Origin of the sequence: Algoriphagus pacificus (assembly GCF_017254845.1) — a bacterium.
Lineage (GTDB): Bacteria > Bacteroidota > Bacteroidia > Cytophagales > Cyclobacteriaceae > Algoriphagus > Algoriphagus pacificus.
The window spans coordinates 537,253-560,715 of sequence record NZ_JAFKCU010000002.1 but is presented as its reverse complement, the minus strand read 5'-3'; the positions used below and the strand labels follow the sequence as shown (position 1 = coordinate 560,715).

Below are 23,463 nucleotides of genomic sequence, written 5' to 3'. Positions count from 1 at the left end.
AACCCAATATTTTCAAACCCAAAGTTTAGGCCGAAACGTTCTTAAATTGAAAAACCCGAAGAGTAGCCTTCGGGTTTTAACATTTTATAATACAATCTTTTAGATTATTCCCACTCGATAGTTGCTGGTGGTTTAGAAGAAATGTCATAAACCACTCGATTGACACCTTTCACTCTGTTGATGATTTCATTGGAGATTTTACCCAAGAATTCATAAGGAAGGTGAATCCAATCAGCAGTCATCCCATCGACAGATCCAACGGCTCTCAAGGCCACGACCTTCTCATAGGTACGCTCATCTCCCATTACACCTACAGATTGGATAGGAAGCAACATAGCTCCAGCTTGCCAAACCTGATCATAAAGTCCATGATCTTTTAGGCCTTGAATAAATATGTAATCTACTTCTTGAAGGGTCTTTACTTTCTCAGCTGTGATATCCCCCAAAATCCTGATACCTAATCCTGGACCTGGGAAAGGATGTCTTCCAATAATGGTTTCGACAATTTCCAAGGCTCTTCCCACTTCACGAACTTCATCTTTGAACAAAGTATTCAATGGCTCTACAACCGAAAGTTTCATGAAATCGGGTAATCCTCCCACATTGTGGTGAGATTTGATCGTTGCAGAAGGTCCCTTTACAGACACTGATTCTATCACATCTGGATAGATCGTTCCTTGACCTAACCACTTCACTCCTTCTATCTTATGAGCCTCATCATCAAACACTTCGATAAAGACTCTTCCAATTGCTTTTCTTTTTGCTTCAGGATCTGTCAACCCTTCTAAAGCCTTATAAAAACGATCTTTGGCATCAACTCCAATCACATTCAATCCCATGTGTTTGTAGGAATCCAGCACTTCTTCAAATTCATTTTTGCGAAGCAATCCATTGTCCACAAAAACGCAAGTCAACTGATCTCCAATTGCTCGGTGGATCAATGTGGCAGCTACAGATGAATCAACACCTCCAGAAAGTCCCATAACCACTTTTTCGGAACCAATTTTAGCCTTCAGATCTGCAATCGTTGCATCAATGAATACGTCCGAAGTCCAATCCTGTGCACATCCACAGATATTAACCACGAAATTTCTCAACAGATTTTTACCTTCTGTGGAGTGAGTTACTTCAGGGTGAAACTGAATACCGTAAGTTTCTTCTTCTTTTACTTTGAAAGCAGCTACACGAACCGAACTAGTACTAGCTATTACTTCAAAATTATCTGGAAGTTCTTTGATCGTATCACCATGCGACATCCAAACCTGAGATCCATGGCTCATTTCTTTAAGCAAATCGAAATGTGTATCGATATGGCTCAAATTCGCACGACCGTATTCTCTGATTTCTGATGGAAGAACCTCTCCTCCATACTTCTGAGCTAAAAGCTGAGAACCGTAACATACTCCCAAAAGGGGTAATTTTCCTCTCAAAGCGTCCAGATCAAGATCCGGAGAACCTTCGTCTCTTACTGAGCAAGGAGAACCGGAAAGAATTACTCCTTTAATGTCGGAGGTAATCTCAGGAACTTTATTAAACGGGTGAATTTCACAATAAACATTCAGCTCTCTAACTCTTCGGGCGATGAGTTGTGTGTACTGAGAACCGAAATCAAGGATCAAGATTTGTTCTGCCATGCGCAAAGGTAAGCAGGTCAGGCAAATTGAGGAAATGTTCTGATAAATTTTCCAGAATAATGTTTGGTCAGCCTGAGCGAAGTCGAAGAATTTGAAAATTGGAAGATTGAAAAATTGGAAAATCCAGTCAGAAAACTTAGAAAAAGTTTAGTTCTAATACATGTACAGTCCAAGGATCAGGTATCAAAAATCTCGCTAAGAACTATTTAACAATCTTTTAGTTAAAGAAATTAAATAAAATTTAGTGTTAGAAAAGTTTAGTAGTTATTCGTTGTATCAATTTTTAAAAAACGAGACAATGAAAACAAAAAGACTACTTCTGATCATTTCTTTCCTTGCTTTGCTACCACTTCTTTCCTTCGCTCAGGAAAAACCCAAGCTTCAATACGCAGTGGGGTTTGGCTTATCACATGATAGCATGAACCTACTATACGGACTCAATTTCACAAATGAATTGAATTTTGGATTAGGCAAAAGAACTTCACTTAATGCCGGTCTTACATTTTATCAATCATTGGGAAACTATGAAAAATCATCCTTGTTGATGGGGCAAAAAAGTAAGGAGCAATATTCTGGAATTTTTATAACCCCTTCTTTTAAATACGACATCATCCAAAGCAAGTCCGGATTCAATTTGGCAATTGCCGCTGGTCCATCCTTACAGCTTGGCGGAGAAACTTTTCTATTTAATGCCTATCCCTATGGTTCTGAATCGCCTTATCCCACTTATGTGACCAACAAATACCAACGAGTCGGCTTATTTTTAGAACTAGAAGCTGAGTGGAACTCAAAAAATCCAAACCGTAGAAACGCTGTCAGCTTATCAGCATTTGGTGCGAATAATGCCATGCCATGGTATCTTCATGCCACTTATAAAGTCCGGTTTAAACTCGGCAAGAAATAAAATCAAAAGTCTATCTTGCGGCAATAAACCAACTTGAAGCTCCATTTCCATTATGAAATTCAAAGTTTTCTTTCCTCTATTTTTGCTAGTCATTAGCGCTACTTCATTTGCCCAAAATGCTCCCCTTCAAAAAGTTACAGACCCTTATTTCGAAATAGTAAGACCTGAATTCAAGGGAGATTTAGCCTATGAAACAGTCGCTCTAGTAGAGCAATATTGGAGAATTGCAGGGAATACTGGCTTCAATAAAGCCGTTTTTAAAATCGCTGAAGAACTGGAATCAGCAGGCTATGTGCTTGAAGAAAATGCAAAGGACAATGACCGATTTGTCTATAGAATCGAGCGACGCGACATGAACCGCCCAACTTGGGAACCTGTTTCTTCCACTTTAAAAATTGAGGGAAGCGAAGGTTTTCTCTTAAGTTCGGAAACCAATAGGAATATGATTTATCAATATTCCTCCTCCACGCCTGCTGGTGGAATTACAGCTGAGGTTTTGTACATAGAAAATAAAGAAGCGCTAGAGACGCTAGATGTATCAGGAAAAATACTTTTTTCAGACCAGGTCAGCTACAGGACATTGCAATCTTCGGTCGCTGAAAAAGGAGCTTTGGGTATTCTGACTTATGATATGCCCAGCTATTTACTGCCTGAGAAAAACACCACTTCCATTCAGTTTCGTGGATTGAGATACGATGAGAACAACCCAGCTTGGGCGATTGCGATGTCTTTCGAAGCCAAAGAAAAACTGAAGGAAGCATTGGAAAAAGGTCCAGTATCAGTCCATGTGGAAATCGAAACCAAGATTTATGAATCAGAGGAGCTAACAGTCGTTGCAAACGTCAAAGGTTCTCAACTGCCTTTGGAAAGCTTGGTTTTCTCTGCGCATATCCAAGAACCTGGCGCAAATGACAATGCTACCGGGGTTGGAACACAATTGGAAATGGCAAAAATTACTGCGGATTTAATGCAGCAAGGAAAGCTAGACCTGAAGCGAACCTTGACTTTTCTCTGGGGAGATGAGATCATTTCAACGAGAAGGTACATCCAAGAAAAAGAGAAGCGCGAACCTGAAATCAACTGGGGGATTTCATTGGATATGGTGGGGGAAAATACGGATGTGACAGGAGGAACCTTTCTAATCGAAAAAATGCCTGATCCAAGTGCTATTTGGACTCGCGGTGAAGACAAGCACAGTGAGTGGGGCGGTCGACCACTATCTGTTGAAGATATGAAACCGCATTACTTGAATGATTTTATCCTGACCAATTTTGAGTCCCAAGGAGAATATGCAGACTGGGTAGTCAAAACCAATCCATTTGAAGGAGGATCAGATCATACGCCTTTCCTTCAGGCAGATATTCCCGGATTGTTGCTTTGGCATTTTACTGATCAGTTTTATCACACGGATAACGATCGATTGGATAATGTTTCTCAAAAAACCATGGTCAATGTTGGAACCGCGGCTTTGGTTTCAGCCTACACTCTTTTAAATGCTGATGAGAAAACAGTTGATCAACTGATGCTGATGATAGCTGCAAAAGCCAAAATAAGATTACTGACTGAAGTTGAGCTTAGTAAAAAAGCAATTGCGGAAGGTGGGTCAAAGGAGGAAGAACAGAAAATTCTTGACACTTGGGCAGATTACTATGCAAATGCCATGGATTCAATTAAGGACTTGATTCCTGCCGAAGATGAAGGAAGATTGAGACGGATCACTTTGGCAAAAGAAGCGATCAAGGCACAGGTTCCGAAGCTCTGAAGTTAGGTGAAATGCCTCTCGCAAAGGAGCAAAGCCGCAGCCTAAGTTTTAGTTAATAATTGATCTTTATTTATTCCCAAAAGCTCGTTTTGGATTTTCTTCCAAAAGCAATCTCCAATCTGCTTCATCAAATCCTTTGTCATTCAATGCGGGCATTAGCTTTTCAAAAATATTGGTAAAAGGCACAAAATCTCCCCCATCAGGCTTTGATGGATCAAACCAACCAGCATCATGGGAAATCAAAACATGCTCCAAAATCCCATTTTCTTTAGCAAAAACTAAACGGTCTTCGTATTCTTCCAATCCCCAACCAATTCCATCTAAACTGATCCAAACTCCGAGTTGAGCAGCGGTGATATAATTCTGAAAATCCTGCTCAGCCTGCGCGTGAACCCAAACGAAAGACGAAGGATTGATTCCCATTTTTTGTAGGATTTCAACTTCTTGTTTAGCTGTATTCCATGTTCCAGTATGGGAGTAAATCAACAAACCAGTGTTTTCATGGGTAATCCCTGCAGCCCGCACCAGTTTCGCATCTACTTCCAACAAGGGATCTTCCTCATTTACAGATATTTTGATAAATCCTGGCTTAATACCTGTTTGGTCTATCCCGTTTTGGTATTCCGAAATCCACCTGTCTGCCAGCTGAGCTGCATTTTCTTCAAATACAAAATCTGGTAAATACTTCCCTCCCACAGCTCCATAAAAACCGATATTGGTAATCAAGGTGATTCCCGATTTCTCACTTAATTCCCGAAGCAGAAGGGGGTCTTTGGCCAAATAGGATGGAGTACAATCAAAAATGGTTTTAACGCTATATTTCTTCACCTCCATCAAATAGGGCAAAACCTTGGCAATCACTTCATCTCTGTTATATCGATCTGGAGAAACCGAGTCAGCCCCAATAAAATCCACCAACATATGCTCATGAACCAGCGTAAGTCCGATGTGTTCTACTGCTATTGAATCTGTTACAGAATGGATAAATATCGACTTGTCTTCCTGCTTTTTACAAGCAGCAAAACCGATTATTACAAAAAAGAAAAGAAAATACTTCATAGCTAAAGCTACGCAACAAGCAGGAAGATTGTCAATTGTTTTTTGCTTAAATAATAGCGGATTTTAGAAAGGGATTACTTTAAGTTGGACATACCGCCATCTACGTGTAAGATCTGTCCCGTCATCCAAGAAGATTTTTCATCAAGCAAAAACAAAGTTGCGGAGGCGATATCGGCTGGAGTTCCGATTCGACCCAAAGGATGTCTTTTACCCGATGCTGCACGTTTTTCATCCGTGCTGACCAATTGCTTTGCTAAAGGAGTATCTGTCAACGAAGGAGCAATAGCATTTACCCTAATATTATTTGGAGCCCATTCTGCTGCCAAAGATCTAACCAATCCCTCTACAGCTCCTTTGGCTGAAGCGATGCCGGCATGAAATCCCATCCCTGTCTGAACAGCCACTGTGCTATACAACACCACGGAAGCTTGTCCTGATTTTTTGAGGTTTTTCATACAAGCTTGAAGCGTTTTGACAGCTCCGAAAAAATTAACATCCATTTCATTTTTAAAGTCATCCATGGATATCCTGTGAAAGGGTTTCAGATTGATAGAGCCTGGGCAATAAACCAAACCATCAATCACATCAGGTAAATCCTGCAATTCTGAAGTTTCGTCAGTTATATCAATTTGATGATTCCCCTCACCATTTCTGGAATAAAGAAACAAGTTGGCTCCACTAGCATCTGCTTGTTCTGCAACTGCTTTTCCAATTCCTGAATTCCCACCGATGATGACTATATTCTTTCCTTTCATATGTTTAAATGCTTTTCTCTAAAAGCATTTTGAAAGGAAGAATGTTTGAAAAGAATCTTATTTCAACTCATAAAAATAGATAGTCTGAACATCCTTCTCCACGGCATCTGGGTCTTCGCTGGGTTTACCATTGGAATAAAGCACATTGCGAACCGAGCTAAGATTTACATCCCAAGTTCCTTCCCAAAGCTTTTCTTGATCCTTAAATATTTGATAGTAATTTTTGCTTTTATATTTTTTCTCCAAGGCCATATACCGCTCATCCCCTACGACATTTCTGGGTAATGCATCTACCTCCTCTTGTGGCACAGCTCCTTCAAACTGTGTCAACAAATATCCATTTGAAAAAGCATAATTGGTAAACTGTGAACTTGCTAAAGACTTGAAAAAACCATCAAAATTGATTTTTTTATCTAAAGGCTCAATTTGTTTATACTCTTTACCTGGTTGCAAGGAAATAAATGATTTAAGCACGAGTGTAGGTAATTCATAGATATATAGCTCAGGTGAATTAGGGAATAAAACAAAAATTTCATCTCCAGAAAAACGGATAATTGGATCTAAGCTGAGATAATTACCTGGGGTGATAGCTATTTGAGTCTGAGAAGGAATATATTCTGATTTTAAAATTTCAAAAGAATCTAAATCCCTAATTGTCATAAAAGGATAAGCAGTGCTTAAATCATCTGAATTATATACTTTTTCCCCATCTTCATTTTCAACGGAAAAAGTATAGAGGTAATCTTTATAAATCTCAGCAGCATTACTGCCACCAATTCTTCGAGTGACTAAAGAAAAATCAATTGGCTTTTCTTCTTTCAAAATGAAATCAAGATCATAAATAAATGCCCCTGCATGAGTAATTATTAAAATTTCATCCTCTCCGTAAAAATCAGCTGTCGAAAAATATCTGGTTTTAAAACTGTCTTTCCCATCTTCACTCCTATTTGCTATCGCTAGAATTTCACCGGAGGCAGCTACCCTTAATAATTCATCTGTTTGGAAATCAAAAAACAAATACTCGGACTTGTCCTCCCTTACATCGATCAAATAGGGTTTAGTCAATCGATCAATCACCAAACTATCAGTAATTACCAATCCAGGAATATAAGCCGATGTTTGAGTCTCTTGGGTCTTTTCACTACATGCTAAAAAGACTGTAAAAAGCAGTAATGGCAAAAAATTCTTCATAAAATAAGTTCTATTAACAATACAGGTAAATGACATTCCAATTGATTTATTATTGTTCATAAAATAGGTTCATTGACTATTTCAACTCATAAAAGTAAAAGGTTTGAACATCCTTCTCCACGGCATTTGGGTCTTCGCCGGGCTTAACTGTTGCAAAAATCAAATCCCTAAGCATGGATAATTTAATATTCCACTGTCCTTCCCATAATTTGCTTTTACCTTCAAAAATCTGATAGTATGGAGTAGACCTATACTTTTTCACAAGGGCCTTATATTCATCTCCTCCCTCTGTATAGTTTGCCAGATCATCAACTTCATCCTGCGGTGCAGCTCCTTGATATTCTGTCAACAAATAGCCATTTGAAAAAACAAAATTTTGATACCTTCCCGCAGTAAGGCTTCGATAACCGTTGATTTCGCCTACCGAGTTAGAAGGCTCCATTTGTATATAAGAATTTCCAGGATTCAAATCCCAATGATCTTTTAACTTTAAGGATGGGAAATCATAAACATACATTTCGGGGGAATTTGGAAAAAGAACATACATCTCATTAGTCTCGAATTTGGCAATTGGATCCAAATCCAAATATTGACCTGGATTTTGAGCTACATAGCTAGTAGATGGTATAAAGTATGACGATACAATTGCTAAAGTATGACGATCTCTAATGGAAATAAATGGATATTCATTATTGAAGTTTTCGGACTGCAATAGCTCTGTATTTCTATCCTTCTCATCTATTGAAAAAGTATAGATATAATCCCCAATTGTCTCAAATCCTCTACTTCCCCCCACTCTAGGAAGTACTAGGCTGAAATTGCTATCTACCTTTTTTTTCAATTGAAAATCAAGATCATATGTAAAAGTTGAGGTCATGGTTTGGATAACAATTTCATTATTTCCTCCATATTTTGCTCCGACGAAATAAGTCGATTGTATAGTATTTCTACCATCTCCTGTGAGATTTGCTGTTTTTAGAATAACCCCAGAATTACTGACTCTTAAAAACTCAGAGGCTTTGAAATCATAAAATAAAAACTCTGAATGATTTGGTATTACATCCAACATCGTGGGTTTAATGAGCCTATTTATAACTATACTATCTTTTATTACCAGCTCTGGAATATAGGTCTCAGTTTGTGTCTCCTGGGCCCTTTCACTGCATGCTAAAAGGACTGCAAAAAGCAGCATTGGCAAAAAATTCTTCATAAATCTCAATTTCCTAATAAGATAGGTAACGATACCGTAAACTCAAATGCCATAACCTATTTTTAGTCTTACTGATTACCCAGCTATTTCTGATTTGCTTTGTTTTCAGATACAATCATCTCCCAAATGATATGATCTCATTTTATAAGTGGCATTGGAATTACCAGCACACTAAGCTAAGCTTCAAAGGAATTTTGTGTATTTTACTTTCTATCTGAAAGGAATGCTAGCACTAAAGGATTCTTTTCCTTGATCGATTTTTTTAAACCCCAAAGATTAACCTATGAAAAAGCTGGTTCTTGGTTTGAGTATGCTTGCTCTCCTTTTGATTTGCGATGCCTGCAACCCCAATGGCGATAATTCTGGATACAATAATTCTTCGGGATTTACTTTATCAGAGTCAGACCTACCCGATTATGAAAAGAACATTGATCATCAGCGACTCATCACAGCTTGGGGAGATCGGCAAGGTGAATCCATTCGAACTGGGGAACATATTTACAATAATACTTGCTTCAATTGTCACGGCAACCCAGATCAGGAAGGCTCTATGCCAAATGCCTTCAAGTTTTGGAAAGATGAATTTAAAGTAGGCAAAGACCCATATTCCATTTATCAAACACTTACCAGAGGCTATGGATCCATGCCTCCACAAGTCAATTTGACTCCTGTAGAAAAGTATGATCTCATCAATTACCTAAGGGAGACTTTTTTGAAAGAAGAAAATCCAGGACAATTTGTTGAAGTGGATTCCACCTACTTGGCAAGCTTACCAGTTGGAACCAACATAGGTCCTGAACCCAGAGAATTTAAGCCTTGGGCAGAAATGGATTATGGTAATTTCTTGATCAATACCTATGAGTTGGTTGATTCGGATGCAGCACCAAGGGAGCGTTCATCAGGTAAAGCTCCACTTCCCGATGAAAACCTGGTCAATTCTAATTTCGCCTACAAAGGAATTGCAGTAAGACTTGATCCTGGAGAAGGAGGTGTTGCTGCAGGCAAAGCCTGGATGATGTTTGACCATGATCTGATGAGAGTTGCAGGCGCTTGGACAGGAGAAGGTTTTATTGACTGGGAAGCAATACTATTCAATGGTAGACACAACATATCTCCTAGAACCATTGGTGAACTTCATTTTGAAAATCCAGTAGGTCCAGGCTGGGCAAATCCGAATACTGGTAGTTTTGAGGATCCAAGGTTTACAGCGAGAGATAAACGGAAGTTTGGTTCGCTTCCTCGAGAATGGACTCATTATAAAGGTCTTTACGAATACAATGATCAGGTCATTATTACCTACACAGTGGGCAAAGCAAGAGTATTAGAAACTTTTGGTATTGATACGCTGGATAATAATCCTGTTTTCACCCGAATATTGAACATATCACCTTCCGACAAAACTCTAAAAATGAGAGTTGCTCCAAGCGAAACTGCTGTTGCTTTGGTAGGAAAAGGTGCAGTTTTAAAAGATGAGGGAGGTTTTAATGTGTTGGAGATAAACCCTAACCAAAATCTAAATTTCAAATTATTGATAGCAAAATCCGGAACCAAAGGACTCCAAGAATTTGCTAAATCATTACCAATTCCAGAGGATTTAACTCGGATTAAAGATGGTCCTCCAAGTTATCCCGAGAAGCTGACTACCAAAATCGACAAAGGTGAGCAAGAAGGACCTTTTCAGGTTGATATTATGAACCCGCCATTTGATAGTCCTTGGAAAAACCAATTCAGATTAAGTGGTCTGGACTTTTTCAAAAATCCCGACAAAGCCGTGATCTGCTCTACAGATGGAGATGTTTGGCTCGTTGAAGGATTTCTGAAGGATTCTGGAGAGCTTACTTGGCAGCGGATTGCTTCCGGTTTATTTCAACCTTTGGGAATAAAAGTGATCAATGAGGAAATCTATGTCACCTGTAGAGATCAGCTTGTTCGCTTGCATGATTATAATGGCGATATGGAAACGGACTTTTACGAAAGTTTCAATAACGATCACATGGTAACTGATCATTTTCATGAGTTTGCGATGGGACTTCAAGTAGATGAGTTGGGGAATTTTTATTATGCCAAAAGTGGCCGACATGCCAGAGAAGCTTTGACTCCTCAGCATGGGACATTGATAAAAGTTAGCAAGGACGGTAAAAAGACAGATATCATTGCCAGTGGTTTTCGCGCAGCAAATGGAGTTTGTCTCAATCCTGATGGCACCTTTATCGTGACGGATCAGGAAGGTCATTGGAATCCGATGAACAGAATCAATTGGGTCAAAGAAGGAGGTTTTTACGGTAACATGTTTGGGTACAATCCTCCTGCCGATAGTACCGAAAGTGGCATGGAGCTTCCTTTGGTTTGGGTAGAAAGAGATATTGATCAATCTCCTTCCGAACTTCTCTGGGTAGACAGTGAAAAATGGGGACCGCTAAATGGAAAGCTCTTGAATCTTTCCTATGGCTATGGGAAAGTATTTGTAATCCCATATGAAACGATTGGCGATCAAGTCCAAGGGGGAATAGTGGAATTACCCATTCCAAGATTCTCCACGGGTGTGATGCGAGGGAGATTCAATCCGGGTGATGGACAATTATATCTCTGCGGGCTTTCAGCCTGGGGTTCTACTCAACCGCAATTGGGAGGATTATATAGAATTAGAAAAGTAGATCAGCCATTGAATATTCCTGTTGGGATCAAAGCAACTTCTGACGGAATTGAGTTGAGTTTCACATCTGAATTGGACTTAGCCGCCGTCAATCAAATCACAAACTACACCGTAGAGACATGGGATTTGTTGAGATCGAGAAATTACGGATCAAAGCACTACAACGAAAAAATACTGTCTGTAACCAAAGCAGAACTAGGGAAAGACAAAAAGACGATTCGATTGACTATTCCAGACATCAAGCCGACTTGGGTGATGGAAATCAAATACCAGCTTAAAGATCAAAATGGTAAAGATATTGTCGGATCCATCCAAAATACTATTCACCAGTTAGGAAACCCAACTGCATTATAAGACTGTCTAAAGAAAGAATATATGGGTTTTAGCAGCTTTTATAAAAATGCTTTTGCTCTAATCGACTTTCAATTTCTTTGGCTGTTTTGGTTATAGAAAGTCCTCCCAAATTGGTACATCTCAGTGTGTTTGGAATGCTTTTGCCAACTTCATACATGGTTTCGATTACCTCATCCAAAGGAATCAGATGATCGTAACTCGCCAAAGCCATATTTGCACAGGACAATGCATTTGAAGCTGCCATTACATTCTTGTTGAGGCAAGGAGCTTCTACCCTGTTTCCAATTGGATCACAGATCATGCCGAGTGAGCTTTGCAAAGCCATAGAAGCAGCGGCAATACTTTGCTTCAAACTAGCTCCAGTCAAACTCACGATGGCAGCAGCAGCCATGGTAGAACCTGAACCACATTCTGCCTGACATCCTCCTACTTCCGCTGCAAAAGTCGAATGAGCGGCTATAAAAACTCCAATCAATCCAGCAACCAATAGAGCTTTATTGGTTTCCTCATCTGAGAGACCTAAAGAATCTGCGACTCCCAAAACAGCTCCAGGCATTGCTCCGCAAGATCCGGCAGTCGGTGCAGCCACAATCACACCCATGGAGCTCTTTACTTCCATAATGGCGGAAACATACATGATAATCCTATTAAGAACATCTCCATCAATCAGCTTCTTACCTTCCATCATGGCTTTGAAATTCACGGATTGAGGTCCCAAAATCCGATCTTCAAACTCAGTTCCTTTCAGTCCGGTCTCTACAGCATTCTTCAAAATAATCCGGATATCATTCATTTTGGAAAGAACTTCCTTTTCAGAAATATTTCCACGCATGCTTTCATATTTTACAGCTAATTCCCAAAGGCTTAAATCTTTGCCCTCATTATAGGCCAACATTTCATCGCAAGTGATAAAAGGAACATTTATGTTTTTGCCTGCTAAAATCGGTAATACGGGTTTGATCTGTTTGATCTGAGAAATACCCTCAATTTCTTTCAATTCTTCAATTAGGGTTGAATCCAAAAATGATAAGCCTGTCAAAACTATTAACTCACCTTCCTCAGTATGGATTTCCATTTCTTCCAAAACACCTGATTGACTTAGGTAACTTCTTACTTTGGAAAGATCTTTCGTATAGATCATCGTAACAAAAGTATCACCTGCCAAGGAAACCGAAACTCCATCGATTTCAATAACTTCAAACATTCCTCCACCTGTTGAATTGGCAATCACCTGATGCCTCTCCCAAGGATTGGTCAAAGTGATTTGATAGGTATTCGGATGATCGGATTCAAGCTCTTTAATTGTGATTTTAAATTGGATTCCTGCTGCTCCCAGATGCATTTCTGACTGAACCAAGCGTTCGTCGTAAGCTTCCCAACCCAAAAAACCGCCAAACAATCCCATATCCGAACCTTGATCCTTGTGTGTGGTAGCTAAAGATCCATTGGGATCAAAGTCAATTTCAATGTTTGATATCCTGCCATCCATCAAATCATGGCAAATCCTACCAATTCGTAAAGCAGCGGCACAGTGGGAACTGGATGGGCCTCTCATCACTGGACCGATAACGTCGTTAAAAATGCTTGGGTAACTCATAGGGTTGAACTTTAGCTAGTTCAATATATTGATTTTTAACCGATTAAGACAATTATATGATGATAGAAATATCCTACTCAAAAAGTGGTCATAGCTATTTTTCAAAAACCAATTAGCTGGTATCGAGTTAGTTTAGTATGAGTATTATCAAAATTTTCTTAATAGCCTTTCTATTTATGGCCATTTCTCCAAGCAACGCACAAAGTCTTTCCTCTCATCAATGGAAGGACCGAGTGATTATTATCTCTGCGGATGACACTTCCAGTCAAGCATTAAAAGCTCAGATTTCGGAATTTGAAAAACATCAAAAAGGATTGAATGAAAGACGTTTGGTCATCTATCAATCCGTCTCAAATCAAATAAAAAAGGGATTTAAGCAAGAGAGTGTTTGGCTTGAATCAGATAAAAGCTTCCAGAAAATCGAAAGTCCTGAATCTAACTTTGAAGTTATTTTAATTGGCTTAGATGGCGGGATTAAACTTCGAAAAAATGAGTTTGTAAGTTGCAAGGAATTATTTGGGGTCATAGATCAGATGCCCATGAGAATGTCAGAAATAAAACGAAAAAAAGACGGCTGAGGCATTTAAACAACTCATTACCAAGCTTTAAAAACAAAAAAACCGGGCTGTTCACCCGGTTTAAATGTTGGTCCTTGTTTTCTTACTTACTTTTCAAGACTGATATATTTCATAAACTCATTGCGGGATTGCTCGTCTTTTTCAAATTTCCCAGAGTAAAAAGAGGTTACGGTAGAGCTTTGGGTATCTTTAATTCCCCTGGAACTCACACACATATGGTAGGCATCAATAATTACAGCCACATCGTCAGTTCCTAGAGCCTCTTTCAACTCATTTCCGATTTGCATGGTCAAACGCTCTTGCACTTGTGGTCTTTGTGCAAAATACTGAACGATTCTATTGATTTTGGAAAGTCCGATTACATTTCCATTGGAAATATACGCGACATGTGCTTTGCCATAGATTGGCACAAAGTGATGCTCGCAATGTGAAAAGACTGTGATATCCTTTTCAACCAGCATCTCATTGTACTTGTATTTATTTTCAAAAAGTTTTGCAACAGGCTTGTTTTTAGGATTTAAGCCACTAAAAACTTCCTTTACATACATTTTTGCAACACGATGAGGTGTTCCTTTCAAACTATCATCTGTCAGATCCAATCCCATGATATGCATGATCTCACGGAAATGTTTTTCGATCAACTCGACTTTCAGATCATCATCCATTTCGAATGCATCTTCTCTTAGAGGAGTTTGAAGTGAAGTTCCAACATGTTCATCACCGATTTCCTCAAATGATGCCCGGGCTATATTAATTCCCATCGTATTCAACAAAGTTTCTTTCTGTTTCATAAAGTCGAATTGTTAACTCGAATTTTCGATCAATTTTTTCCCTTAAAATATTCCAAATAACCACTGCAATGTTCTCAGCGGTTGGGTTAAGTTCTTTGAATTCATCGGTATCCAGATTTAAATTTTTATGGTCAAACCTATTTAATACATGCTCTTTGATCAAATCACTGAGCAGTTTCATATCATATACATACCCTGTCTGAGGGTCTATCTCACCTCTCAGTTTCACAATCATTTCATAATTGTGTCCATGAAAATGAGGATTATTGCACTTACCGAAAACAGCCTTATTTTGCTCCTCAGACCAATTTGCGTTGTGTAATCTATGAGCAGCATTGAAATGCTCTTTTCTAAAGACGGTTACTTTCATGAGTAAGTTGAACAGCGGAGATAAATTTTTGTTTAAATTTTTCTTCGATTTTTTAAACAAAACTAGCTAAGCTCCTATTGCCCAGATTTTTAATTTCAAATGATGCCGCGAAAATACAGAATAATATTCGGCCTTAAAAACCGTTGTATTTACCAGCGCCATCATAACCAGAATTTCCTTTCATTAGGTTCCAATTTTGAACCTTTGCTTTATTGATTTAAATCATAAAGTTCTGATTCAATGGAACTTTTAATTTAATTATTAACCTTATACCTTTGAATTATCACCCCTAGTTTATGATTTCAACAAATTTTCTAATTCCGCTTCTTTGGATTTTCAGTTTTACATCACCAGCAGAAATTTCTGAAACTGCAGCAATCAACCCTCCAAAGAATCCGGTTTCATTATATGAGCAGCTTGCTGAAAAAACAGCTATTCTTCCAAAAAAGGAAGTTTTTACCCTGGCAATGCAAGGCTGGCAAAAGCTGAATAAAGATTTAAAATCCAAAGTCATCACGATCATCGATTTTAGCCTCCCTTCTACTGAGAAGCGGATGTGGATCATCGATCCAGAAAACCAAATGGTTTTGCTTCATTCGGTTGTTTCTCACGGAAGAAATTCAGGAAATCTAATGGCTGACAAGTTTTCAAACCAACCTGAATCCTATCAAAGTAGCTTGGGTTTTTATAAAACCGCAGAAACTTATCAGGGAAAGCATGGCTATTCATTACGCTTAGATGGTTTGGAAAAAGGGTTCAACGATCAGGCTAGAAATCGTGCCATCGTCATCCACGGCGCTGATTATGCGCGAGAAGAATTTGCCAAAAGCGTTGGCAGACTTGGAAGAAGTTTAGGTTGCCCAGCACTTCCTACCGAATTATCTGCCAAAGCAATTGATTTTATTAAAGATGGGTCATTGCTTTTCATCTATGGAAAAGATGACAATTACCTTAAGTCTTCTGCACTGATTTCGTCTTCCGACCTGCTTTCAACTCCTTGATCAAAGCGGCATCTCTATTATAGATGTCAGGTCTAAAATGACCTTCCCCGTTTTCATCTGCCCAAAAGGTCAAATACAATAACAAGACAGGGACTTTTCTGTCCAGTTGGACTACTTCTTCATTATCCTGATTCATCGCAGCATGAATCTTTTCATCCGTCCAGTGATCATCCTTTAATAGGATTTTAGCAAATTTATCTGGGTTTTGAATCCTGATACAACCATGACTCAACGCTCTAGTTTCCCTAGCAAATAAGCTTCTTGCTGGTGTATCATGGATGTAAATATTGTAGTCATTCGGGAACATAAATTTCACAAGTCCCAAAGAATTTGATCCCCCTGGCTTTTGTCTGATTCTATAAGGAAAGTTATTGCCATCTTTCCCTGACCAACTCACAGATTTAGGATTAACAACCTCTCCCGAATTGGAAACGACTTCCATGTTCTTTTCAGAAAGGTAATTTCCATTTTTTTGGACGGAAGGGATGATTTCACCATTTGTGATAGATGGAGGAATATTCCAATATGGACTAAACACGATATAGCTCATTGGCGCAGTGAATACAGGAGATTCATTGTATTCCTTACCTACGATCACTTTTGCTGTCAAAGCAGTATCTCCTTCAGTCAGGTAATCCAACTGATAATTGGCAATATTCACCAAGACCAACTCTTTATCCCATTCAATTTCCGGCATCCATCGCATCCGCTCCATGTTTACAGAAGCAATTTCAATCAGTTTTTCTGTAGAATTGTTGAGAAACTCAGTAGTTAAATCACCAATAGCACCATCAGGATTCATTCCATTTTCCATTTGATAGCGCTTTAAACCTTCCCACATAGTAGAATCAAAAAGCTGTTCATCCTCAGTCTCATATTCATCCAAAAATCCCCAGAACTGAAGTCTTTCTCTTAATCCAGGAATGGATTGATGGACGTCACCCACTTTGAGAGATTGGTCAAAAGAAACCTGTTGCCAAGTCAAAGTATCTTCTTCATGCTTCTCATAAAGGTCTTTTAAAACTTCTCTTCCTTTGGTATACATATCCATTTTAGGATAGAGACTGGCCAATCCATCTTGAATATCTTCTCCATCAGCAATTTCCTGGAGTAGTTCATTATAATTCGCCTTCGCTTCTTTTGCTTCAAGTTTCCAATACGAATCCTGGCTTTGAGATGAGATTTTACCTACTTCCAGATCATGTGATAGTTTAAAAAAAGCATCTGTCATCAGCAGATCCAGATCAACCAATTCCGGGGTGGATTTTGGCTTCAAGATTCTTCTTTTATTCTGAATCTCTTCAAAAAATTCATTGATCTGAGCAAGGTTGTAGTCCTGTGGGTTTAAACCATCATACTTGACTGCTTCTATTTCTTCTAGAAACTCTTCAGCCAAATCATTGATTTTGCCATTGTTTGACCAAACTTCTTCGTAATCCCTGTCTTCATAAAAAGAAATTACTGCGTCTGAATTTTCAAGTTGGGAGTTTCCAATAGAAATTGGATTTTCTCTGTTGTTATCCGCCAGTCGTAATTCAATTTCTTCTGTCAAATCAGATCTTCGAAGTCTATTGACAACAAAAAAACCGGCTGCAAGTAGGAAGATGATCCCAATAATTAGAATTGATTTGTTTTTCATAGGTTGGTTAGGTGCCTTTCATAGGTTGGTTAGGTGCCTTTTATGGCAATTTCCTATTTCCTATAAATCAATTCCTATGCTGTATTGACTTACAAAACCATCCCATCAAAATTCATCTCAAAAACTGCCAAAACAGCTAATAGAAGCCTATTTATTGAAAACCTGAAGAATTGAGACTTTATTCAAAAAGAAAGTTAAGCGGATTTATTTTCCTGTTTTGGGGAATTACTTTTCAAAAAATATGAAGTAGAGAACTCTCTTTATTTTTCCAAAGCAGCCAAAATTGGAGCATCTCTATCGTAAATATCTTCCCTGAAATGAGCCTTTCCTTTTGAATCAGCCCAGAAGGTGAGATAGACCAAAACCACGGGAATATTTTGGTTTAATTTCACTACTTGCTCCTGAGTTTGATTCATTGATTCATGAATTTTTTCCATTGTCCAAGTAGGATCTTCCCTCAATAAAACCTTTGCAAAAACGTCTGGATTTTGGATCCTGATACACCCATGACTCCTAGCTCTGTCATCATTCGCAAATAAGGAGCGTGCATTTGTATCGTGAATGTAGACATTATGCTTATTGGGGAACATAAACTTTACTAAGCCGAGGGAATTTCCGGGTCCCGGCTTTTGGCGAACCAAGTAAGGAAATGATTTCGCAGTCCAATCTATTGTATTTGGGTCTACAACTTTACCAGAAGTAGTCACCACTTCCATGTTTTTGGCGGAAATGTAATTCGCATTTTTCCTGACACTGGGAATGATCTCGCTCTTTGTAATAGAATAAGGAATATTCCAATACGGACTAAAAACGATATAGCTCATTTCCGCCATGAAGATTGGGGATTCATGATATTTCTTGCCCACAATCACCCTTTCGGAAACCAAAGTATCCAGATTTTTAATGTAGTCCAGTTGAAAATTGGCAATGTTGACAAGAATAAATTCTGCATTTTTAACGGTATCGGGCAGCCAACGCAGGCGCTCCATATTGACTCTTGCTTTATCGATTCGATCTTGGGGAGAATCGTTCATCGCTGCCACTGTCATATTCCCAATAACTCCATCAATCTCCATCCCATTTAGCCCCTGAAAATCCTTCACGGCATTCTTCATCACAGAATCATAAAGCTTTGGATCGTAGAATTCATAAGAATCCAAAATCCCCCAATACTGCAGGCGCTCTCTTAAAACTGGAATATCATTGTTAGATTCTCCAACTTTGATGGATTTTGAAATCTTGACTTTCTTCCAATTCAAAGTATCATTTTTCTCCTCTTCCACGAGTACTCGGATAACTTCTCTTCCTTTTTTATAGATGCTAAACTTTGGATAAAGCATTTCCAAATTTTGACGGACTTGACCCTCTTCGATTGCTTTGCTCAAAAGTTCGGAATAGTCAAAAACCGGATCTTTTCTACTAATCTCCCAATCTTTGTCAATGATTGAAGGATCCACTTTACCGATTTCCAGATTGCTTGCAAGATGAAAGAAAGCATCACTTAAAAGCAGATCCAAGTCTGCCAAATCCCCCGGATTATTTGCTATCCCATTTTTCTTATTTGATTCAAAGCTTTGGAAGAATGGCTCTATTTCCGATAAATTATAATCCTTTGGATTCAATCCATCGAATTGGGCTTGCTTTATTTCAAACCTTAGCTCATAAGCTAATTCGGTCAAGATTCCATCCTTTGACCATACTTCAGCAAAATATCTATCAGTATAAAAATTGATGATTTGATCTGTGGACCAAAGAGAATTCCCTCTGATTCTTAGCTTTTCACCAGGAGGATCAGTTTCAATTCGAAACCTGATTATTTCTGAGGTTTTGGTTGTATCCTGTCCAAAAAGCTCAAATGAAAAAGTCAGAATCGATACAAAAAGAGTCCAAAAAACAAATCTTAACATTTGACTTCTAACTGTTTATATCAAAATCCTGATATTTTCTTCCCAAAACCCAAGCTTCTTTCAGCATCTCCAAAAAGGCTCCCATTTTATGCAATGGAATCAGATTTGGACCATCACTTAGGGCTTTTGCTGGTTCTGGATGCGTTTCAATAAAGAAACCATCGATGCCTGTTGCTGCGGCAGCTCTAGCTAAAATTGGAGCAAATTCACGTTGACCGCCTGAGCTTCCTCCTTGGCCTCCTGGCTGCTGCACCGAATGCGTTATATCAAATACCACAGGTGCAAATTGCCGCATGATCGAAAGACCTCTCATGTCCACCACAAGATTATGGTATCCCAAAGAAAAACCTCGCTCGGTTAGACAAACATTTTCATTCCCTGTAGATCTCACCTTGGTAACAGCATATTGCATGTCTTCCGGAGCCATAAACTGACCTCTTTTGATTTTCACCGCCTTACCCGTTTCACCTGCGGCAAGCAAAAGGTCTGTTTGGCGACAAAGAAAAGCTGGGATCTGAAGAACATCCACTACCTCGGCTACTTCTTTAGCCTGGTAGCTTTCATGAATGTCAGTTACTAAAGGAACATTGAGCGCATTGCCCACTCTTTGTAATACTTCCAGGGATTTATCCATTCCGATACTTCTAAAAGAACCAGAGGAAGTCCTATTTGCTTTATCAAAAGAAGCTTTGAAAACATAAGAAAAGCCGTGTTCCTCGGCCCAAGCTTTAACTTTGGTTCCGATTTCCAGACAGATATCATAGCTTTCTACAGCGCAAGGCCCTGAAAATAAAACTGGCTTATCTTCCCCTAAAACCACATTTTCGGTGATTTTCATGGGTTTTGTATTCTTAATCATGCTTCTTTCTTTGATAAATTTTCAATAATCGGGATCAATAAACCCTTTGCGTGTAAAATCAAATCAGCCACTTCACGGAAAACTCCTTCCCCTCCTTTGCTAGTGGTAACCCAGTGCACAAATGGTTTTACATAAGGAACTGCATCGCTTGGAGCAACAGCTAAACCAACTTGGGACAAAATCGGCAAGTCTATTAGGTCATCCCCGATATAAGCAACGTTATCAAGATCGATTTCCATTGTTTCAAGCAGATCCTGAAGTTTTCTCCCTTTGTCTTTGACACCATGGTAATGGAAGTCAAATTTCAATTCCTCACATCGATTGATGACCACCTGCGATTCTCTACCTGTAATTGCTCCAACGAGAATACCGCCTCTTCGCAAATGCTGAACAATCAAGCCGTCCTTTACATTGTATTTTTTAAACTCAAGCCCACGGTCATCATAGATTATTCCACCATCTGTCATCACCCCATCAATATCTGTGATGAGCAACTTGATGCCTTTGGCTTTCTCCCAGATTTCTTCCGAAACAGAAGAGAAATAGGCTTGCATTACTTTTTCTGCTTCCATTGGATCGAATATAAGTCTAGTCTTCTTTGTTCTAAATTCCTTACGCTACCGGCCTTTCTCTGTTTGGTTAACAGGTCAAGATCCACATCCGCCACAATGATAGTTTCTTCGTTTTCTGACGCTTGCGCAACTACTGCATCGTGTGGAAAAGAAAAATCAGATGGAGAGAAAATCGCTGCCTGCGAATACTGGATATCCATATTTTCTACTTTCGGCAGGTTACCAACCGATCCGGTAATAGCGACATAGCATTCATTTTCAATCGCCCTGGATTTGGCACAGGTATTTACCCGGAGGAAAGCATTTTTCGTGTCAGTCCAAAACGGCACGAACAAAATATCCATTTCCTGCTCGGCTAGAATCCTTCCTAGTTCAGGAAATTCTACATCATAGCAAATCAGAATCCCGATTCGACCAGCGTCGGTATCAAAGACATTGATCCCATTTCCACCTTGTAGTCCCCAATAGGCTGCCTCGTCAGGAGTGATGTGCAATTTGTATTGTTTGGCTTGGGTACCATCCCGACGACAGAGATAACTCACATTTCTTAGTTTCTTTCCATCGTATTCCGGCATCGAGCCACCGATGATATTCACGTTGTAGGAAACTGCCAAATCACTCATCCTGGAGACAATCTCATCTGTGTAATCGGCAAGATTTCGTATAGCTTCAGAAGCATCCATGTCATTAAATTCAGCTAATAATGGAGCATTGAAAAATTCTGGAAGCAAACAGAAATCTGATTTATAGCCAGATACCGTATCCACAAAAAACTCAACTTGCTGCATCAAATCGTCCACATTGGAGAATCGACGCATCTTCCATTGAACCAACCCCAATCGTACAATGGATTTTTTATTACCGATAAGCTTTTCATCTTTTTCGTAATAAATGTTGATCCATTCTAATAAGGTGGCATAAGCTCTAGAGTCCTTGTCTTCTGGTAAATATTTGGTAATCACCTTGCGGACGTGAAATTCATTGGCTAACTGAAAAGATAGCACCGGATCAAAAATCTCTTTATTCTTGACCAAATCGATGTATTTACGCGGAGTCATTTCATCCGCATAATTGGAATAGCCAGGAATTCTACCCCCTGCGATGATAGAACGTAGATTTAGATTTTCACAAAGTTCTTTACGGGCATCGTATAAACGTCGGCCAATTCGCATACCTCGATATTCCTTGTCCACAAAGACATCTGTACCGTATAGCGTATCCCCTTCATCGTCATGGGTATCAAACTTGCCATAACCAGTGATTTCATCATAGGTGTGGTTATCTCCAAATCTGGAATAATCAACAATAAGGCTCAAAGCCGCAGCTACAACCTTACCATTATCCTCTATACAGATCTGACCTTCTGGAAATGCTCGTAATTGATTTTTGAGTTCTTCTTTGGTCCAGGCACCTCCGGGATTTTTGTAAATCGAGGTCATGATTGCCTGGATATCCTCATAATCCGAAAGCTTTATATTTCTAAGCCGAAGCCTATGTTCTAATTCTTCTTTATTCTTACTCATATGCCAAAATTAACAAAATCCGAACAATCGTTCTAAGGCAATAGTTCTATTACCATTAAAACAAAATATTCTATCGAATTTTTATTGAGGTTGAATTATCTATAGTTTAAGGTTCTTATTCTCAATAATTTTAATGTCGAAATTTCGACAAAGTACCTGAATTTCTATGCAAGAAAATCTAAATCAAGTAGCAAAAGAAAAAGCTCAGTCATTTATCGAATGGTTTCAGGACCTGATGAATTACAGCCTGTTCAATTTAGGGGAATCTAAATTGACAATAGGCTTGATCATCACCCTTTCAATCTCTTTTGTTGCGCTATTTGTGGTAACGGAATGGATCAGAAGATTCATGGTCCATAAAGTATTGAGAAGATACCATATTGATACGGGCACCAAGCAGTCCATCGGTATGATGATCAAATATTTCCTGATTCTTGCCGGGATATTTTCGATCCTCCAAACCAATGGAATTGATTTAAGTGCCTTTGGAATTTTGGCTGGTGCCTTGGGTGTTGGTATCGGTTTTGGTTTACAAAATATCACAAACAACTTCATCAGTGGTTTAATCATACTTTTTGAGCAACCCATAAAAGTTGGAGATAGAATAGAGGTAGGCGATGTATCAGGGGATGTCATAAAAATATCGGCCCGATCCACAATGATTGTTACTAATGATAACATTACGATCATTGTACCAAATAGCCAATTCATTGATAGTCAAGTAATAAACTGGTCTCATAATGAGAGAAAAATCCGATTCAATTTCCCAGTAGGTGTATCCTACAAAGAAGATCCAGAAAAAGTGCGGGCAATTTTATTGGAAGTTGCTAAAGCCAATAAGGGTGTTTTGAACGTACCTGAACCTGATGTGCTTTTTGAGGATTATGGAGATAACAGTATCAATTTCAATTTGAGAGTCTGGACTTCGGAGTATATCAACCGTCCAAAAGTCTTAAAAAGTCAGCTGTATTACGAAATCTTTAGAAAATTCAATGAGGTCGGAGTGGAAATACCTTTCCCTCAGCGAGATCTGCATCTGAAGTCAGGGTTTGAAAATATGATTAAATAGGCTATTTTTCGGCTTGTTAACTCTTTTCAAACCAA

At 38.9% G+C, this 23,463-nt stretch carries 19 protein-coding genes; 6 read left to right on the top strand and 13 right to left on the bottom strand.

Annotated features, from left to right (window positions below):
* Nucleotides 1-104: 104 nt before the first annotated feature.
* Nucleotides 105-1,634, bottom strand: coding sequence for a glutamine-hydrolyzing GMP synthase (gene guaA, locus J0A69_RS09170; protein WP_206586258.1), 1,530 nt, complete (start codon nucleotides 1,632-1,634; stop codon nucleotides 105-107).
* 298 nt (nucleotides 1,635-1,932) lie between these two features.
* Here guaA and J0A69_RS09165 point away from each other — a divergent pair, with 298 nt between their 5' ends.
* Together J0A69_RS09165 and J0A69_RS09160 are read left to right on the top strand one after the other, a co-directional pair.
* Nucleotides 1,933-2,538, top strand: a complete 606-nt coding sequence (locus J0A69_RS09165) for a hypothetical protein (protein ID WP_206586257.1) — start codon at nucleotides 1,933-1,935, stop codon at nucleotides 2,536-2,538.
* A gap of 52 nt (nucleotides 2,539-2,590) precedes the next feature.
* Nucleotides 2,591-4,300 (top strand): M28 family peptidase, encoded by a 1,710-nt coding sequence (locus J0A69_RS09160; RefSeq protein ID WP_206586256.1) that lies wholly within the window; start codon nucleotides 2,591-2,593, stop codon nucleotides 4,298-4,300.
* Nucleotides 4,301-4,366: 66 nt separating this feature from the next.
* Here the strand turns inward: J0A69_RS09160 and J0A69_RS09155 are convergent, their stop codons facing one another.
* The 4 genes from J0A69_RS09155 to J0A69_RS09140 all read right to left on the bottom strand — a co-directional run bounded on the left by J0A69_RS09155 (nucleotide 4,367) and on the right by J0A69_RS09140 (nucleotide 8,515).
* Nucleotides 4,367-5,359, bottom strand: a complete 993-nt coding sequence (locus J0A69_RS09155) for a phosphotriesterase family protein (protein ID WP_206586255.1) — start codon at nucleotides 5,357-5,359, stop codon at nucleotides 4,367-4,369.
* Nucleotides 5,360-5,433: 74 nt separating this feature from the next.
* Nucleotides 5,434-6,114, bottom strand: coding sequence for an SDR family NAD(P)-dependent oxidoreductase (locus J0A69_RS09150; RefSeq protein ID WP_206586254.1), 681 nt, complete (start codon nucleotides 6,112-6,114; stop codon nucleotides 5,434-5,436).
* Nucleotides 6,115-6,171: 57 nt separating this feature from the next.
* Nucleotides 6,172-7,305: a hypothetical protein gene (locus J0A69_RS09145; protein WP_206586253.1), complete on the bottom strand. Its 1,134-nt coding sequence runs from the start codon at nucleotides 7,303-7,305 to the stop codon at nucleotides 6,172-6,174.
* A gap of 76 nt (nucleotides 7,306-7,381) precedes the next feature.
* Entirely contained in the window at nucleotides 7,382-8,515 is a 1,134-nt protein-coding gene (locus tag J0A69_RS09140) for a hypothetical protein (RefSeq protein ID WP_206586252.1), read from the bottom strand.
* A 283-nt stretch (nucleotides 8,516-8,798) separates the two neighbouring features.
* On the opposite strand from J0A69_RS09140, the gene J0A69_RS09135 reads away from it, so the two are divergent.
* On the top strand, nucleotides 8,799-11,522 hold the full coding sequence (locus J0A69_RS09135) for a DUF6797 domain-containing protein (protein ID WP_206586251.1): 2,724 nt from the start codon (nucleotides 8,799-8,801) through the stop codon (nucleotides 11,520-11,522).
* Nucleotides 11,523-11,550: 28 nt separating this feature from the next.
* On the opposite strand, the gene J0A69_RS09130 is transcribed toward J0A69_RS09135, so the two are convergent.
* Nucleotides 11,551-13,119 (bottom strand): L-serine ammonia-lyase, iron-sulfur-dependent, subunit alpha, encoded by a 1,569-nt coding sequence (locus tag J0A69_RS09130; protein WP_206586250.1) that lies wholly within the window; start codon nucleotides 13,117-13,119, stop codon nucleotides 11,551-11,553.
* Between the two features lie 137 nt (nucleotides 13,120-13,256).
* Between J0A69_RS09130 and J0A69_RS09125 the strand changes: the two genes are divergently transcribed.
* The gene (locus J0A69_RS09125; RefSeq protein WP_206586249.1) at nucleotides 13,257-13,697 is read left to right on the top strand and encodes a DUF4174 domain-containing protein; all 441 of its coding nucleotides are present in this window, start codon (nucleotides 13,257-13,259) and stop codon (nucleotides 13,695-13,697) included.
* 86 nt (nucleotides 13,698-13,783) lie between these two features.
* On the opposite strand, the gene folE is transcribed toward J0A69_RS09125, so the two are convergent.
* A complete protein-coding gene (gene folE, locus J0A69_RS09120; protein WP_206586248.1) occupies nucleotides 13,784-14,488 on the bottom strand; it encodes a GTP cyclohydrolase I FolE in 705 nt (234 codons plus the stop codon).
* Nucleotides 14,448-14,858, bottom strand: coding sequence for a 6-pyruvoyl trahydropterin synthase family protein (locus J0A69_RS09115; RefSeq protein WP_206586247.1), 411 nt, complete (start codon nucleotides 14,856-14,858; stop codon nucleotides 14,448-14,450). The genes folE and J0A69_RS09115 overlap by 41 nt, the downstream gene beginning before the upstream one ends.
* Nucleotides 14,859-15,154: 296 nt before the next feature.
* Here J0A69_RS09115 and J0A69_RS09110 point away from each other — a divergent pair, with 296 nt between their 5' ends.
* Nucleotides 15,155-15,859, top strand: a complete 705-nt coding sequence (locus J0A69_RS09110; protein WP_206586246.1) for a murein L,D-transpeptidase catalytic domain family protein — start codon at nucleotides 15,155-15,157, stop codon at nucleotides 15,857-15,859.
* Here the strand turns inward: J0A69_RS09110 and J0A69_RS09105 are convergent.
* The 5 genes from J0A69_RS09105 to J0A69_RS09085 form a co-directional block, all read right to left on the bottom strand.
* Nucleotides 15,810-17,498, bottom strand: coding sequence for a L,D-transpeptidase family protein (locus tag J0A69_RS09105; protein ID WP_206586245.1), 1,689 nt, complete (start codon nucleotides 17,496-17,498; stop codon nucleotides 15,810-15,812). The two genes, J0A69_RS09110 and J0A69_RS09105, sit on opposite strands and share 50 nt — an antisense overlap.
* Nucleotides 17,499-17,758: 260 nt before the next feature.
* Nucleotides 17,759-19,405, bottom strand: a complete 1,647-nt coding sequence (locus J0A69_RS09100; RefSeq protein ID WP_206586244.1) for a L,D-transpeptidase family protein — start codon at nucleotides 19,403-19,405, stop codon at nucleotides 17,759-17,761.
* Between the two features lie 7 nt (nucleotides 19,406-19,412).
* Nucleotides 19,413-20,264 carry a 3-deoxy-8-phosphooctulonate synthase gene (gene kdsA, locus J0A69_RS09095; protein ID WP_206586243.1) on the bottom strand — a complete coding sequence of 284 codons (852 nt, stop codon included), beginning with the start codon at nucleotides 20,262-20,264 and terminating at the stop codon, nucleotides 19,413-19,415.
* Complete coding sequence (locus J0A69_RS09090) at nucleotides 20,261-20,836, bottom strand: KdsC family phosphatase (protein ID WP_236032762.1); 576 nt, start codon at nucleotides 20,834-20,836, stop codon at nucleotides 20,261-20,263. Before J0A69_RS09090 ends, kdsA begins: the two co-directional genes overlap by 4 nt.
* A complete protein-coding gene (locus J0A69_RS09085) occupies nucleotides 20,818-22,359 on the bottom strand; it encodes a bifunctional GNAT family N-acetyltransferase/carbon-nitrogen hydrolase family protein (protein WP_206586242.1) in 1,542 nt (513 codons plus the stop codon). The genes J0A69_RS09090 and J0A69_RS09085 overlap by 19 nt, the downstream gene beginning before the upstream one ends.
* 166 nt (nucleotides 22,360-22,525) lie before the next feature.
* Here J0A69_RS09085 and J0A69_RS09080 point away from each other — a divergent pair, with 166 nt between their 5' ends.
* On the top strand, nucleotides 22,526-23,428 hold the full coding sequence (locus J0A69_RS09080; protein ID WP_206586241.1) for a mechanosensitive ion channel family protein: 903 nt from the start codon (nucleotides 22,526-22,528) through the stop codon (nucleotides 23,426-23,428).
* Nucleotides 23,429-23,463: the final 35 nt, after the last annotated feature.